The 16898-nt window shown below is 58.0% G+C and carries 11 protein-coding genes; 6 read left to right on the top strand and 5 right to left on the bottom strand.

Annotation, left to right across the window (positions count from 1 at the left end; translation table 11 throughout):
- The 3 genes from nifD to BMW76_RS41540 all read left to right on the top strand — a co-directional run.
- On the top strand, window positions 1–1393 hold a 1393-nt coding region (gene nifD, locus BMW76_RS37875), incomplete at its 5' end, for a nitrogenase molybdenum-iron protein alpha chain (protein ID WP_090873864.1).
- A gap of 71 nt (window positions 1394–1464) precedes the next feature.
- Window positions 1465–3024, top strand: a complete 1560-nt coding sequence (gene nifK / locus BMW76_RS37880) for a nitrogenase molybdenum-iron protein subunit beta (protein WP_015004771.1) — start codon at window positions 1465–1467, stop codon at window positions 3022–3024.
- Window positions 3025–3198: 174 nt separating this feature from the next.
- Window positions 3199–3402, top strand: a complete 204-nt coding sequence (locus tag BMW76_RS41540; protein WP_090873865.1) for a hypothetical protein — start codon at window positions 3199–3201, stop codon at window positions 3400–3402.
- A 149-nt stretch (window positions 3403–3551) separates the two neighbouring features.
- On the opposite strand, the gene BMW76_RS37890 is transcribed toward BMW76_RS41540, so the two are convergent.
- The 4 genes from BMW76_RS37890 to BMW76_RS37900 form a co-directional block, all read right to left on the bottom strand.
- Window positions 3552–8981, bottom strand: coding sequence for an AAA family ATPase (locus BMW76_RS37890; protein WP_012406784.1), 5430 nt, complete (start codon window positions 8979–8981; stop codon window positions 3552–3554).
- Between the two features lie 220 nt (window positions 8982–9201).
- Complete coding sequence (locus BMW76_RS40820; RefSeq protein WP_143062436.1) at window positions 9202–9432, bottom strand: hypothetical protein; 231 nt, start codon at window positions 9430–9432, stop codon at window positions 9202–9204.
- A 345-nt stretch (window positions 9433–9777) separates the two neighbouring features.
- Window positions 9778–9984, bottom strand: a complete 207-nt coding sequence (locus BMW76_RS37895; protein WP_012406785.1) for a YbdD/YjiX family protein — start codon at window positions 9982–9984, stop codon at window positions 9778–9780.
- Window positions 9985–9996: 12 nt separating this feature from the next.
- The gene (locus tag BMW76_RS37900) at window positions 9997–12075 is read right to left on the bottom strand and encodes a carbon starvation CstA family protein (protein ID WP_012406786.1); all 2079 of its coding nucleotides are present in this window, start codon (window positions 12073–12075) and stop codon (window positions 9997–9999) included.
- Window positions 12076–12280: 205 nt separating this feature from the next.
- Here BMW76_RS37900 and BMW76_RS37905 point away from each other — a divergent pair, with 205 nt between their 5' ends.
- Window positions 12281–13696 (top strand): cache domain-containing protein, encoded by a 1416-nt coding sequence (locus BMW76_RS37905; protein WP_041766642.1) that lies wholly within the window; start codon window positions 12281–12283, stop codon window positions 13694–13696.
- Window positions 13693–14334 carry a response regulator gene (locus BMW76_RS37910; protein ID WP_090873866.1) on the top strand — a complete coding sequence of 214 codons (642 nt, stop codon included), beginning with the start codon at window positions 13693–13695 and terminating at the stop codon, window positions 14332–14334. Before BMW76_RS37905 ends, BMW76_RS37910 begins: the two co-directional genes overlap by 4 nt.
- Before the next feature lie 469 nt (window positions 14335–14803).
- Here the strand turns inward: BMW76_RS37910 and BMW76_RS42715 are convergent, their stop codons facing one another.
- Window positions 14804–15352 (bottom strand): hypothetical protein, encoded by a 549-nt coding sequence (locus tag BMW76_RS42715; protein WP_177200623.1) that lies wholly within the window; start codon window positions 15350–15352, stop codon window positions 14804–14806.
- Between the two features lie 464 nt (window positions 15353–15816).
- Between BMW76_RS42715 and BMW76_RS37925 the strand changes: the two genes are divergently transcribed.
- A complete protein-coding gene (locus BMW76_RS37925; protein ID WP_012406790.1) occupies window positions 15817–16449 on the top strand; it encodes a response regulator in 633 nt (210 codons plus the stop codon).
- Window positions 16450–16898 lie beyond the last annotated feature (449 nt).

Genomic DNA, 16898 nt, shown 5'->3' on the forward strand with positions numbered 1-16898 from the left:
CGAAAAGATGGCCAAGCGCCGCGCCAAGCATCTGGGTTCCTTTGAACAGGGCAAGCCCGACTGTGGGGTGAAGTCCAACATCAAGTCGCTGCCCGGCGTGATGACGATTCGCGGCTGCGCGTACGCCGGCTCTAAGGGCGTTGTCTGGGGGCCGATCAAGGATATGATTCACATCAGTCACGGCCCCGTCGGCTGCGGCCAGTACTCGTGGGGTTCGCGCCGCAACTACTATGTCGGCACGACGGGCATCGATACGTTCGTCACGATGCAGTTCACTTCCGATTTCCAGGAGAAGGACATCGTGTTCGGCGGCGACAAGAAGCTCGACAAGATCATCGACGAGATCCAGGAGCTCTTTCCGCTCAACAGAGGTATCTCCATCCAGACTGAGTGTCCGATCGGTCTGATCGGTGACGACATCGAGGCAGTCTCAAAGAAGAAGAGCACGCAGTACGGGCGGCACACGATCGTGCCGGTACGCTGCGAGGGTTTTCGCGGTGTGTCGCAGTCACTCGGCCATCATCTTGCAAACGATGCGATCCGCGATTGCGTGTTCGACCATGCCGATCCGAACAGGCGGCCCTCACTTGAGTCGACACCTTACGACGTCGCGATCATCGGTGACTACAACATCGGCGGCGATGCGTGGTCAAGCCGGATCCTGCTTGAGGAGATGGGTTTGCGCGTCATCGCGCAGTGGTCGGGCGATGGCACGCTTGCTGAACTCGAAAGTACGCCGAAATCCAAGCTTAACCTGCTGCACTGCTACCGGTCAATGAACTACATCAGCCGGCACATGGAAGAGAAGTATGGGACTCCGTGGGTCGAGTACAACTTTTTCGGTCCGACAATGATCGAGAAGAGCCTGCGTGAGATCGCGAGCCGATTTGATGACACAATCAAGGCGAATGCCGAAAAAGTGATCGCTAAATACCGCGCGTTGATGGATGCTGTCATAGCTAGGTATAAGCCGCGTCTGCAAGGCAAGAAGGTGATGCTGTTTGTGGGCGGCTTGCGCCCGCGTCACGTTATCGGGGCATACGAAGACCTTGGCATGGAAGTCGTCGGTACCGGCTACGAGTTCGCTCACAACGACGACTACCAGCGCACGACGCACCACGTTAACGACGGCACACTGATCTACGACGACGTGACCGGCTATGAATTCGAGAAATTTGTTGAGCACACGAGGCCGGATCTCGTCGGCTCGGGCATCAAGGAAAAGTACGTCTTTCAGAAGATGGGCGTCCCCTTCCGGCAGATGCACAGCTGGGATTACTCCGGCCCCTATCACGGCTACGACGGCTTCGCGATCTTTGCGCGCGACATGGACATGGCGATCTCGAGTCCAGTATGGGGTCTCTCGAAGGCCCCGTGGAAAAAGGCTGCCTGAGCGCAACCGGGCGCTTATGGCACAACGGTGCCGACAGAAGGCTGTTCAGATTTTCGATTCAGGAGCGTGTCATGCCCCAATCCACCGATAAAATTCTCGATCACGAACTGCTTTTTCGCGAGCCAGAGTATCAGGAACTTCTCCGCAACAAGAGGGAAAACTTCGAGTTCAATCATCCTGATGAGGCGGTGACGCAGGTCGCCGAATGGACAAAGACTGAGGATTACAAGCAGAAGAATTTTGCTCGAGATTCGCTGACAGTGAATCCAGCAAAGGCGTGCCAGCCGCTTGGCGCAGTCTTCGTGGCCAACGGTTTTTACAAGACTTTGCCGTTCGTGCATGGCTCACAGGGCTGCGTGGCTTATTACCGCTCGCATTTCTCGCGACATTTCAAGGAGCCGACGTCGTGCGTCAGTTCGTCGATGACAGAGGACGCCGCGGTGTTCGGCGGGCTGAACAACATGATCGATGGCCTCGCGAATGCATACAACCTGTACAAGCCCGAGATGATTGCCGTCTCGACAACATGTATGGCAGAGGTGATCGGCGATGACCTCGATGCGTTCATTAAGAACAGCAAGCAGAAGGGCAGCGTACCGCAAGACTATGACGTGCCGTTTGCCCACACGCCCGCGTTTGTGGGCAGCCATGTGACCGGCTACGACAATGCGCTATTGGGCATTCTGAAGTATTTTTGGGACGGCAAGGCTGGCACTACCACACCGCTCACTCGCGTGCCGGACGACACCGTGAACTTTATCGGTGGATTCGATGGTTTCGTGGTCGGCAATATGAAAGAGGTTCGACGGATCTTTGATCTGTTCGGGGTAAAAGTCAACATCATTTGTGACCCGTCCGAGACATGGAATACGCCAACCGATGGCGAGTTCCGGATGTACCAGGGCGGAACAACGAAAGAGGAGGTCGAGCGCGCGTTGAACGCAAAGGCAACGTTCGTCTTTCAGGAGTTTTGCTGTGAGAAGACGGGCAAGTTCATCGCCGATCATGGCCAGGAAGTGATCTCGCTGAATGCGCCCGTCGGCGTTGGCGGGACCGACCACTTCCTCATGGAGATTTCGCGTGTGACCGGCAGACCAATTCCCGCAGAGCTCGAAAAGGAGCGCGGCCAACTCGTCGATGCCATGGCGGACAGTCAGGCGAATCTGCACGGCAAACGCTACGCCCTTTATGGCGATCCGGACCAGATGCTCGGGTACACGCAATTCCTGCTTGAACTCGGTGCGGAGCCGGTGCACGTGCTCGCAACGAATGGCAACGATGGCTGGGCAGAGAAGGTCAGAGCCCTGTTGGATGCATCGCCATACGGTGCAGGATGCAAGGTCTACCCAAAACGCGATCTTTGGCACATGCGCTCGCTGCTATTCACGGAGCCAGTGGACTTCCTGATTGGCAACACATACGGAAAGTATCTGGAGCGCGACACTGGGACGCCCCTCGTACGGCTCGTGTTCCCCATATTCGACCGCCATCACTATCATCGCTACCCGACTTGGGGGTATTCTGGCGGCTTGCGAATTCTATTGGCGCTGCTGGATGAGTTCTTCGAAACAATGGACGCGAATACCATTGATATTTCGAAGACAGATTACAGCTTTGATATTGTCCGCTGACGTGCGTGTGGTCCTCACGTAGATGCCATACGGGAGCGCAGCGATGGTGCGCGTGCGCCCGACAGGAGTAAGACGGGGCTCGCACACTCGTTTTCTCGGAAGGGGCACGCAAATGGATGCGCCTGACACGGTTCTCCGCGGGCAGAATTCGACGGCGGGTGGCCGTCCCTGTACATGGCCTTTAAAGTCGGCAAGAAGGACTGGAAACTCTCGCTGGGTGATGGTCAGTGCCCGCCCAGCCGCTCGGCGGCCACATTGAAATTGTCTGTTGCGCCGTGCGCTGGTAATAACGATTTTGAGTTACTGCTCGACATCGCGGAGTTGCTGTCCAAACGGGCTGTTTTCGTCCGCTACGAAACCCATTCGACGCAGGTGTGAACATTTCGCACGGGTTTTGCACGGCGGGCCGCGCCCGCGCTTCCGGTACCGCATGGCATCTGGACGAACTATTTGTGCCGTTGCGGCGAATTCTTACGCATGGCGTGCGGCGTGCGGTTGACGAACATCCCGCATTTTGCGATCGCGGCCTAACTATCAGGCAGGCTCGCTTTTATTACAGCTCCGGCACCCGGTGAACTGACAATTTCGATTTGGCCGCCGAGCATCAGAACGCGCTCTTCCATTCCCACCAGGCCAAAGGATTTCTTTCGGGCAGCCTGAACGTCGAAACCTTCGCCGTCATCGCGTACTTCGAGAAGGTAAGCATTAGCCGTCCGCTCAAGCGTGATGACCACCCTCGTGGCTTTCGCATGACGAGAGACGTTGGTCAGTGCCTCCTGAACCAGGCGAAACAGCACGATAGCCCGGTCCTCGTCCATTGCGATGTTCTCATCGTGCACGAGCAGGCGACACTCTATACGTCGATTGCGATTGAACTCGGCAGCGAGCCATTCGAGTGCGGCCACGATGCCTGTGTCCAGCGCGGCTGGGCGTAGCGATGTGATGACGCCCCGTACAACTTGCATTGTTTGGTCCACGAGAGAAACCAGTGCCTGCGTCTGCTCGACAAGCTTCGGACAGTCAGTGTACAGTTTCATCTGCAAAGCAGAGAGTCTTAGGCGAAGTGCGGTGAGATGCTGCCCGAGTTCGTCGTGCATTTCACGTGCAATACGTTTGCGCTCTTCTTCGCGTGCCGTCTCGCGACGCGAGGTGAGTTCGCGCAGCATCTCGTATGATTCCCGCAAGCGGTGCTCCACTTCTTTTCGCTCTGACAGGTCGACCACGAAGGCGACGCCTTCTTTCCGACTGGATTCGAAAGCAACTCTGCCAACCATAACAGGTACACGGCTGCCGTCCTTTCTAATGTATTCCTTTTCGGATGGCTGCACGCGCCCCGTCCGCAAAATCTGTGCTAGGGCATCTTGCGTGGTCTCTTGCCATTCCTGCGGCGTCAGATCTCTCCAGCGTATGCGGCCTGAGACGAGGTCCTCGCGCTCGTATCCCACCATTCTCAGAAATGCGTCATTGGCCTCGAGAATGTCGCCATTAGCGTTCCACACGATGATGCCGATGATGTTTGCGTCGACGAGACGACGGATTCTAGCTTCGCGCTCCGTAAGGTCCTCATACAAGCGAGTGTTCTCAAGCGATGTTGCTGCCTGTGAGGCCAGAAGGCGAAGCACTGCAATTCGAGCAGGAGCGAATGCGCGGGTGATCAGATTGTTTTCGAGATAGAGCACGCCCGTAAGCTTGGCCTGGTTCGTTAGAGGCAAGCAGACGATAGAACGCAGCCGATGCTCGCGGATATAGCGATCCGTGCTAAATGCAGGGTCCTCTGCGGCATCGTCGAGGATGACGCTCTCCCCGGTGCGTAAGACATGGTAAAGCACTGATTCGGGCATCAACGTCGCATTAATGGGCACAGTCCTCAACTGCACGAGAGCCATGTTGCCGTCCGTTGTAGCTTCAGCCGCTATCCATTGTTTGTCGACGTCTGGTAGGATGAGCATTCCCCGCTGCGCGCCCGCCTGTTCGATCGCCGTGCGCATGACCGTATCGATCAGATTGTCCAGGACGATCTCGCGCGAGATTGCCTGCGATACCTTGATCACGGTAGCGAGGTCCAATTGTTCGATGGGCGCCCCGATAGTGGTAGTTGGCGTTGGCGCTCGCTCCTTGTCCATGAGATGCGGATGAAGGTCGTCGAGTTGTCGCACCTTGCCATCGGCACCCCACCGTTGGTAGGCCTGTCGGGCCTCTTTGGCATATATGCGTGCGATCTTCTCAAAACCGCGTGTCGCGTAGAAACGGGACGCGAGTTCGTTCGCTACAGCTTCGTTATGGACAAAGCCATTAGCGCGTGCTGACACGATGGCTTCTTCAAAGAGCCGCATCGCGTCAACATCGCGATTTTCCAACCGGGCAATCTCGGCACCGACCAACGCCACGCGATCTGTGAAATTTGCGGGGCAGTTCTTCGACCAGATTTTCAGTTGCCGGTGATGCGTCGCTATGGCATCTTGGCAAACCTGCCGCTCTCCGGCCGGAACGTGATCGTAATATGCCGCTCGGGCCAGCGCGCCGTAGAAGTGATACTCACATTCCTCCAAATGTGACGAAGACGTCCAGAGCAGTTGTTGCGCCGTCCCTGCAGCGTCAACAGCTTCCGCGTAGTTGCCGGCAATATAGCGTGCCTGCAATTTCCTGATCCAGTACCAGCACGCAGCGGTCGCCAGCGCGGGGTTGCCCGACAAACGATGCTCGAAGCGAGGTTCATTGACGTTGCGGTCATCGAGGCTCCCAAATCGGAGTGTTGAGCCGCGGAGCATTCGAATTAGCGCGAGCTGCGTGCTCAGGTTATCGACAACCATGCCAAAGCCCGTCTTTTCGGAAAAGACTAGGCCCTGTTCGGCTTCATGCTCCACCGCGCCTAATGGCTCGCCGACAAACAGCAGGTTGGAAATGACATGGCAGCACGTGTAGGCGGCAGACGGCAGGTCTCCGATTCGATTCGCCGCCTTGAATGCATTATCCAGCACCTCACGGCTCATCCGCACGTGTTTCGTCCAGCGCGCGACATAAAGCGCATAGCAAAGATACGTGACCGCCTGAAAGCGCTTGAGGCCGCGTTGTTCGACGAGCCTGTAGCCGAGATCGCCAAACTTGAACCCTTTTTGATAGTCGTTAAACCGCGGTCCCGCTATCCGTGCAAACATAACATACGCGAAAGAGGACGCGTCGCAGTTGCCATGCTCCAGGCTGAGACTGACCGCTTTGCATATCGTCAGCGAGGCCAGATTCGCGTCCGTGAACCATGCTGGGCGCAAGAGCTTGCTCAGCACATCAGCCGTCGAAAGAGAATCTGGGTCCTTCATTAGTGGCAAGTCGATGAGGTCCTCTATCACTCGACCCTCAAGCCGGATCCAGATGCGCTCGTACTCCCGTTGTACTTCTTCTTCACTAGGATGGGCTGACCAATGAATCCCGACGCGACGGAGATGTTCGAGGCAAACAGCGACTGCACGATCGCTCTGATCAAGAGTCAGGTAAACGTCCATTTGCAGGCATGTGACGATCGCCTGTTCGATGATACGTGTTGCGCGAAGTGACAGCACGTTCAAGCGTTGCTCTGCGTTCGACAGTCGACCGGTCAGGAATTCGCATTCGGCTCGAGTTAACTCGAGTGTGAAGATGAGTTCGTGCTTGCGCTCCCAGCGGTCGTCGGCTAGGAGTTGCGCACCCATGATGAGATAAGTGAGCGCTGATTCGTAGGCCGTCGACGTCTTGGCGCGCTGGCCGGCTATCAGGTTGAATGCAGCAAGTTGGTCGCGTTCCTCCTGATCATCCATCAGCGCTGTCCCGCGGTTGAGTTGACTGACGATATCGAATATCGCCTGCTCGCGCTTCTCGGGAGAGGTTTGTGTCGCGAGCAGGCGCCCGATACGCAGATGGACCTTTGGAAGCAAGCCTTCTGGGATCAGCGAATAGGCAGCTTCCTGCACCCGGTCGTGCGCAAACCTGTAGGCATCTCCCAGATCATCGACAAGCTCCTTGTGTACCGCTGGTATCAGCGACGTGCGCACACTTTGCTTGGTTTTCCCCAACATTTTCGACAGAATCCCGAGCGTTGCGGTATTGCCGAGACAGGCGAGCAGTCGCAATGCCCGCCGCGTTTCGGCAGGGAGGCGGGCCAGCTTTACGACCATCAGGTCTGCCACGTTGTCCGTGTAGCCCTTTGTGCGAATTTGTGGCAGACGCCACTGCCAACAGGCCAGGTTGTGGTCGAAAGTGAGTAAATGCTCGTCGGCGAGTGCGTGTAGAAATTGAATGACGAAAAACGGATTACCGCCAGTCTTATCATGTATGAGCTGCACAAGTGGCGAGACCCGTTCCGGCGTTGTGTGGAGCGCTTCTGCAATCAATCGCTCCACGTGCTCGCGGGTAAGCGGTAGGAGCGCGATCTCGTCAACCGCCGCGCCCATGCTCCTGAATGCCTGAAGCTTACTCATCAGCGGATGATTGGTGTCTACCTCGTTGCTTCGATACGCGCCAATGATCATCAGATACTTCAGATCCGGGCAGGTTAGAAAATCCTGCAACAGGTCCAGCGTCGCGGTATCGAGCCATTGGAGGTCATCGAAAAACAGCACCAGCGGATGTTCCTGCCGGGCAAAGACACTCACGAACCGCCGGAAGGCTAGCTGGAAACGGCGTTGTGCCTGATGCAAATCCAGTTCGGGGACGGGCGGCTGGTCGCCGATGACGAGCTTAAGCTCGGGGAGTAGGTCAGTCACGAGTCGCGCGTTTGGCGTCAGTGCCTCCACGAACGCCTCGCGCCAAATCGCCAGTTCCGTCTCTCGCAGGGTGAGAAGCCGGCGCACCAGATCACGAAAAGCGGGCAGCAGTGTCGAGTACGGTATGTCGCGCTTGTATTGGTCGAACTTACCCGACGTGTAGAGTGCTCGTGACGGCACGAGCACCTTCTGTAGCTCATTCGCGATCGCCGACTTACCAATGCCCGAATAACCGGAAACCAGCACCAATCGCGGTGTGCCCCTAGCGATGACGCGGTCAAGCGCCGCGACCAGAGCGTCGATCTCACGTTGCCGACCATAAAGTTTATTGGGAATCGACAGCCGATCAGGCGTATCGTGCTCGCCGAGCGTAAAGACTTCGATGTGCCGCTGTCGCTCCCATTCGGTGAGACAACGTCGGAGGTCACGTTCCACACCGGCTGCGGTCTGATAGCGCTCCTCGGGCGTTTTCGCGAGCAGCTTCATAACTACTTCCGAGACGACGGGCAGAATTCTCCCCGCCCGCGCGTTCGGCGCCATCGGCTTGCGAGCAACGTGGCAGTGCACCAATTCCAACGGATCGTCGGCATTGAACGGCAATACACCGGTGAGCATCTGGTAGAGCACAACGCCAAATGAGTAGAGGTCACTTCGGGAATCAATCGAGCGGTTCATTCGCCCTGTCTGTTCGGGCGCCATATATGCCAGCGTGCCCGCAATCGTCTCAGGTGGCACTGGGGATTGACGCTCGCGGGGCAGTTCTGAAGCGATGCCGAAGCCGGTGAGCCGCAAGAAACCATCCGCACAGTTTGTCAGAATATGAGCGGGCTTGAGGTCCTTATGGACGAAACCGCGCTGGTGGAGTTTGCCCAGCGCTTCAGCAATGCCGATGGCAACGTGTAAAACAGTTCCCATTTCCATCGGCGCGCCGATCATCCGTTCGAGCGGCTCGCCGCCCGGGTCTTCGAGCACCAATACAGTCCGGCCTTCTCCGCGAATCAGATCTATCGGCCGTACCGCCCATGTGCTGTTGAGTTTCTCCTTCAGCTCGAATTCATGCGTGAGACGAAGGATGGTGTCGGCTGAGGGATTCGCCGCCGTGGTCTGTACAACCAGAACGCTTTCGCTGCCGCGAGATTGACAAACCCGACAGAGGACACGGTCCGCGTCCTCCCAGAGGACTTGGCGGTTATTTCGATTTTCGGAAAAGCGTTGAACGTTCATTTACCGCATACTCTAAGCCGTTCGAATCGGTAATTATGCGCTGTATCCTGCAAGTATGGCACCTATAAAACGTAAGAAGAAACGTCGTCGGACGAGACTGGGCTGGACGCGCTCCAAGGACCGAACATGCACCGGTGCGAACGTACGGCATTGGCGGGTTGTGTCGCCAGCCCGTTTAATAGCTTCGTCCGCGAATCGGATACTCGTTCGGGAGGTATTGTCACGTTGCCGAGTGACTCGGATAACATCTGGCGATGCGGAAGGCGAAAGAATTGCGCTTCATCTCGACCATCGCTTGACGGCAAGCGTCAACAGTCGCGCCGTGCGCATGTTCTACCGGGTTCAGTTGAGCCTGCGCGACATCGAGAAGTTGTTGTTCAAACGGGGCGTTGTCGTCCGCTTCGAAATCATTCGACGTTAGTGCGATACGTTCGACGCGGGCCTTGCTCACCGGTCAAGGTTCGCGTCCGCAACCAGGCACCACGTGGTACCCGAATGTGTGTCACGAACACAAGTGAATCCGTGTGGTGCCGTATTGAGTGTGCGCCTCCCGGAGTCGATTTGTAGCAGCAGGCTTCAAACCGCCCGGTGCTACTGCGTTATAAGGGTATGGTGGTGATCGCCCGCGGAAAGGTCACCCATCAGGGTGGCAAGTACGTGTTGTGAAGGTGAATGAAAGCAACCCGTTCGATGACGCATCGTTAAGTGCTAAAGCTCTGTCAAAACTCGCGGGCGGTCGTCGCTCCAGGATGGGTCGGGACGAGAGCTGCTTGCGGATGAGCCGGCACCTGTAAGTTCAACAACACTTCCCCGTACTTGCTCTGTACCGCGCTGCCTGCCGTTCCTGAAAAAACTCTTCGTAGCTCATCACATCCCGGTCGGGATGTATCTTCCTCATATGCGAAACGTACGTCTCATAGTCGGGCAAGCCGACCATCAATCGTATGGTCTGGCCGAGATAGCGCCCGGCGTTACGCACGTCGTGCCTCAGTCCTGAAAACATCACGGCCTCCGGTCAGTTAGTGCTAACTGTACGTTGGTCGGTGGGCAGCATCTCGAATTGCATCTCCCGATCAGTAGCACAATCTTCGCGACGAGCACGCACGACAGCAAGCGCCCCATACACGACAACAGTGACAACCACGAAGATAAACAGTCCGGCGAGCGCCGCGTCGATATAGTCGTTGAACATGACGCGATGCATCTGCGCAACAGACTTCGCGGGCGCGACGATCTTGCCTGCACGGGCAGCTGCGCCAAGTTTCGCTGCGTGCGCGAGGAAGCCGACCATCGGGTTGTCATCGAAGATCTTCTGCCAGCCTGCCGTCATCGTACAGATCAGTAGCCATACGGTCGGTACCAGCGTGACCCATGCGAAGCGTTCGCGCTTCATCTTGAAGAGCACCACCGTGCCGAGCACGAGTGCAATTCCCGCAAGCATCTGGTTCGAGATGCCGAAGAGCGGCCAGAGCGTATTGATGCCGCCCAACGGGTCGACGATGCCTTGATAGAGGAAGTAGCCCCACGCCGCGACGCACAGCGCAGTTGCGATCAGATTGGCGGGGAGCGAATCTATGCGCTTGAGTGCAGGGTGGAATGTGCCGAGCAGGTCCTGCAGCATGAAGCGGCCGGCGCGCGTGCCCGCATCGACCGCCGTCAGGATGAAAAGTGCCTCGAACAGGATCGCGAAGTGATACCAGAACGCCATCATCGCCTGACCACCGATCACCTGATGCAAAATCTGAGCCATACCCACAGCGAGCGTCGGTGCGCCGCCTGCGCGCGCCACGATGGTGGTTTCACCGACGGCTTTTGCCGTTTGCGTCAGCATTTCCGGGGTCAGCACGAAACCCCATTGAGACACGGTCTGCGCTACGGCTTCAGGCATGTTGCCGAGCACCGCAGCTGGTGAGTTCATCGCAAAGTACACGCCCGGCTCGATCACTGCCGCTGCGACTAGGGCCATGATGGCGACAAAGGATTCCATCAACATCGCACCATAGCCGATGAAGCGCGCGTTGGCTTCATTGTCGAGCAGTTTCGGCGTCGTGCCCGATGAAATCAGTGAATGGAAGCCGGACACTGCGCCGCAAGCGATGGTGATGAAGAGGAAAGGGAAGAGATTGCCCGACCAGACGGGGCCCGTGCCGTCGATGAACTTCGTCATCGCCGGCATTTTCAGTTCCGGTGCGACGATCAGAATGCCGATTGCAAGGCCGAGGATCGTGCCGATCTTCAGGAACGTCGACAGATAATCGCGCGGCGCGAGCAGCAGCCACACGGGCAGCACCGATGCGATGAAACCGTAGCCGATAAGGATCCAGGTGAGCTGTGTGCCACTGAACGTGAACCAGGCGGCCAGTGCTGCGGAATCGTGCACTTGCTGGCCGAATACGATCGATGCCATCAGCAGCACGAAGCCGATCACCGACACTTCACCGATACAGCCCGGGCGGAGAATGCGCGTGTAGATGCCCATGAAAAGAGCAATGGGAATCGTCGCGGCGACCGTGAACGTACCCCACGGTGAGTTCGTCAGTGCCTTAACGACGATCAGCGCCAGCACGGCGAGAATTATCACCATGATGAGGAAAGCACCGAACAGCGCAATTATTCCGGGGACAGTGCCAAGCTCCATCTTCACGAGATCGCCGAGCGAACGTCCGTCCCGGCGCGTCGAAATAAAGAGCACGATGAAGTCCTGCACCGCACCTGCGAACACGACTCCTGCGAGAATCCAGAGCATGCCGGGCATGTAGCCCATCTGCGCGGCGAGGACCGGGCCGACGAGCGGACCCGCGCCCGCGATGGCCGCGAAGTGATGGCCGAACAGCACGTACTTGTTAGTCGGCACGTAGTCGAGACCGTCGTTATGCCGCACGGCAGGCGTCATACGCTGGCCGTCGAGCTGCACGACCTGATTTGCGATGAAGTGGCTGTAGAAGCGGTACGCGATTAGGTAGACACAGACGGCGGCGATCACGACCCAGAGGGCGCTGACCTTTTCGCCGTGCGTGAGCGCGATGGTGCCGAACGCGAATGCGCCCAACAGTGCGACTGCCGTCCACACCAGAAAACTGGATGCGCGGTTCATAGGAGTCTCCAATATAGTTTTATGAAACGACCATCAGCGCAGCAGGCCGGGTCCACTGCGGCTCGCTGTGCGGGCCGCCGCGCATAGTCAGGGATGTGCCATGCTTTGGGCGTGTAGTATTCGTCTTCATCGAGTGCGTCACAAGCGCACAACTACGTAAGTGTGCTACGTAGTTATACGTAGCCCGACCGACCGGTTTACCAAGATGAAACTGAAAGCGAAGATATTTCTGCTCGCCATCGTACCGTTTCTCGTCGCGATAGCTGGCATTGCCTTCGGCGTGCGTCATCAGGCGACGACGCTCGCGAAGGCGCAGCACGACACGACTCAGTTGGCCTATATGGCCAGCAAGAAAATCGAATTGCGCAATTATGTCGATCTCGCGACTGGCGCCATCAAGCCTCTGTACGACGAGGCCGGCAAGAATGCGCGCGACGATGCCATGCTGCGCGACCGCGCACTCGCGATGTTGCAGAAAATGGACTTCGGACCCGACGGCTACTTCTTCGTCTACGACATGCATGGCCGTTCGTTGATGCACCCGCGCGAGCCGAATCTCGTCGGCCGTGACCTGTGGACGCTGCGCGATCCCGCAGGGGCGCCGACAATCCAACAACTGCTCGCCGTGGCGGCACAGGGAGGCGGCTATGTACGTTATGTGTGGCATCGTCCATCGACGGGCAAGCTCTCAGCGAAACTCGGCTATGTCGTGCCACTACAGCGCTGGGGCTGGATGCTCGGCACAGGCATCTATCTGGATGATGTTGATACGACTCTCGCAAGCATCGATCGGCGCGCATCGGCCGATATTGACCACACGATGATGTGGATCGGCACCATTGCGCTGGCCGGGCTTGGTGTGATTGCCGTGTGCGCGCTTGTGTTGAACGTAAGCGAGCATCGCAGCGCCGATGCCAAGCTCAAGCGTCTCGCACAGCAGGTGGTCGAGTCGCAGGAAAACGAACGGGCGCGGCTGTCACGGGAACTTCACGACGGCATCAGCCAGATGCTCGTGTCCGTCAAGCTGCTACTCGAATCGGCGCTTGCGCGCTTCGAGCTGAGTGCAACGCGCGTCCCGTCGGCAGAAGCAGCGCTGTCTATGGGGATCACGCGTCTCGCTGATGCGCTGCGCGAGGTGCGCCGGATCTCGCATGCACTGCGTCCTTCGATGCTCGATGATCTGGGCCTCGCCGCGGCGCTCGAACAGCTGACGCGCGAGTTGAGCGCGCAGAGTCAACTGGCGATCGGGTTCACGCAGATTTGCCACGATCACGCCGCGCACTTGCCCGATACTGTGAAAACCACGCTCTTTCGTATCGCGCAGGAAGCGTTAATCAATATTCTCCGGCACGCACATGCGAGTCGGGCGGCGGTGGCGCTCGAAGTATCGGGGAGCGAGATCACTCTCTCCATCAGCGACGACGGACGGGGCTTCAATGTCGAACGCGTACAGTCCGATCTTTTTGGTGGCGTCGGTCTGCGCAACATCCGTGAGCGGCTGGAGGCTCTCAACGGCAGCCTGCAACTAGACTCACACGCGGGCCATACAATAGTCACGGCGACCGTGCCGCTTTTCATGCGCGGCCCGCTTCCGGAAGAACTGCAGGCAAACCATTCATGAGCTATCCAACGGGCGCGGCCCGCCTCATCCTTGTCGATGATCATCCGCTTGTGCGCGACGGCTTGCGCGCGCGTCTTGAGGCTGTGCCAGGCTTTGCCGTCGTCGGCGAAGCGGGGAATGCGGAACAAGCGATGACGCTCGCGGCTGCGCAGGAGCCCGACCTCGTTCTGATGGATGTCGGCATGAAGGGGATCAATGGAATAACGCTCGCCGCGCTGTTTCATGAGCGCTTTCCTGACATACGCGTGCTCATGCTGTCGATGCACGACAACGTTGAGTATGTGACCAACGCTGTTCGCGCCGGTGCGCGCGGCTACCTGTTGAAGGATTCACCGGGCGCGGAAATCATTCGCGCGATCGGTGCGGTTCTTGATGGGAAGACGTTCTTTAGCGAAGGACTTGGCGCGCGGCTTATCCAGGCATCGACCCTTCGTGATCCTACGGAGCGTTTGACACCGCGAGAGCTTGACATTCTTGACCAACTGGCCGAAGGTCTGTCGAGCAAGCAGATCGCACAGCGCAGCGGTCTGTCAGTGAGAACCGTCGAAACGCATCGGCAGAATCTGAAGCGCAAACTCGAAATAGATGGTCAGGCAGAGCTGATCAAGTTCGCCGTGGAGCACCGGCGCTCAGGTTAGGTCAACCGCCCGGAAAATTGGTATTGCGCAAATCGGATAGCGGCGATGCGTGTGCGTTTCAGAGCATCCCGCCGTGCAGCGCGCACCTCTGCCCGCCGATCTCGAGACCTGCCTCCGGCAACGCCGCGACACCGACCCGACTTCAGCGGAACGCTCTTGCCTTCGAGGCGCTCACGGCGGCGCGATGCGAACGCATGCGCCGCGAAACGTTCTAGCACATCCTCAGATGTCGTATGGTGCGGGATGCGCGGCGAGCCGATTTGACCGCACGGTGCGAAGCTGCGCCGAACGTATCGCACCCAACGTCCAAAGATTTCGTAGCGGACCACAACGCTCCATTCGAGCAATAACGTCTTGTTGTACGCAGGCTCAACGGAAGCGGTAGTACGGGCGCGCAGCGCAACTGATGGCGATCGCCGGGAAGCGATGGTCGCGATAAAGCGCATTTCGTCTCCCGCATCGCCAGATGTTACTTGACTCGTGCTGACCACCACGAAACCCATAGCTGCGGCCGATTGGAAGCGCCAGAATTTCCCACGAGAAAAGAGGCATGATGCAACGGCATAGAAGGTTCTCGCGCATCGGCCGCAGGCTCTACGAGCAAATGGCGCTCAGGATTTCCTGACGCGTTAATCAGGATGTCTCGCATCGGTTTTCCAGTGCGTCCTGACAGCGTCGTTAAACCAGTTGTGCGAAAATCCGGCGTCGAAAATCCCACGCCACGCGAAGTGTGACAATTGCTTATCTCTCGGAGCGAGAGAATAGACAGCAAGCCTGCCGCGCTGAGACGTTTGGGTGAAACAATGCGTAAATTACGGCGGTACGACACGGACCAGCTCGGCGAATACGGATTTTTCTCGCTTTGCGAAATGGCGGATAAGATCGACGTTCTCATCGAACGCCCGGCGTCCGTGGCGAAGCCGATGGCTGTGGTCGAGTCACCGGAGAAAGCACGATTAGCGGCGCAGGCGTAAGAGCTGAAGAAGCAGGCAAGAACCGCAGGGAAGAATTTGGGCAAGACGCGGTGAACTCGTTTTTGAGATCGAGTGCAGAATAGGATAGCCAAACGGCGGCACTCGCGGGGAATACGGCGCTCGTCAGGTTGGATGCGCGGTGGAACGGTTTGGCTACATGCGGTGGCGCCCTGAAACTGCGGCGTCTCGCGACGGTGCTCGCCATTAGCTGCGCGATCACCCTGGATCTTGATGGTGTAACAACAGTATCTCATGCGCCGAGTGAAGGCTGATATCCAGCGGTTGGCATGAGGTGACGGAGCCGAATCTCCATTGCTACTTCGTCGCACCGCGCTCGTCATTCTGGTGAGCGAGGCAGTCGATGCGTTGCTTCTCACGGTCTCAAAGTGCTGCTTTCATTCGCGGCTTGTCGCGCGCTGCTGATCGGTGGATCGCTTCCGATCGGCAGCAGGCCGGGCGCGCGGACCATGGTTTCCATTCATATTCCGCTCGATGGCGGACCTCGAACATGATCAGGATACTCATTGCGGACGATCACGCGATCGTCCGTGGCGGACTCAGGCAGATCATCGCAACCACGAGCGATATCATCGTCGCGGCGGAAGCGGTGCAAGGGACAGAAGTGATCGACAGGCTGCGCAGTTGTGTCGTCGATCTGCTACTGCTCGACATGACAATGCCCGGCATCAGTGGCGTCGATCTGATCCGCAGAGTGCGGGTGGAGCAACCGTCGCTGCCCGTACTCGTGCTGAGCATTCACGATGAGGCACAGGTGGCCTCGCGCGCATTGCGCGCGGGCGCAACGGGCTATCTGACCAAGGACAGCGACCCGGACGTGCTGCTCGCGGCGATCCGCAAGCTCACGGACGGCGGCCGCTTCATTGATCCGAAACTTGTCGATGGAATGATCTTCGAAACGCAGCGCGGCGACGTGCCGCCGCATGAGGTGCTGTCGGACCGCGAGTTTCAGGTGCTGCAGATGCTCGCGGCGGGCCGGAGCATCAACGAAATCGCCGACGCGTGCGCGCTCAGCGCGAAAACGATCAGTACATACAAGACGCGCCTGATGCAGAAGCTCGGATTTTCGAACAATGCTGAGGTGATCCGGTATGCGATCCGGCATGGGTTGATCGTCGAATAGGCGGTGAGGAAGGTGAGTGGCGCACACGCTCTTTCTGTCAGAAGGGCGTCGGGCCCAGGGCAGTGTTAGCTTTCGTAGTGGCGCATTCGCCGTTCGCACTAGTGCGCAACAAACCGTCTGTCCGCGGCCCGCCGGGATGCAGAGGTATTCTTTGCGGCGCGTACGCCGCTCGTTCAAGCGCAATGATAGCGGATAGCACTTACATAGTGTGCAGTGGTGTCCGTGTTCAGCGCGACGTTCCTCGACGGACGGAAGAGCTAACCGGAACAAAGGCTCAAGTACAAGTTCGCCGGCGCGGTGCGCGAGCTTCTTTTCGAGGGGTGGCTTCCTGGCATGACGCTGCGGATCGTCATTTTTGACCGGCCTCATCGCTCCGAGTATCGACGCGACGTAATGGTCTCGGCAAAGGCATGAGCAAAGCACGCGACCCGAGCCGAAGCTGGAAAAAT

The organism is Paraburkholderia diazotrophica, from assembly GCF_900108945.1.
Taxonomy (GTDB): domain Bacteria; phylum Pseudomonadota; class Gammaproteobacteria; order Burkholderiales; family Burkholderiaceae; genus Paraburkholderia; species Paraburkholderia diazotrophica.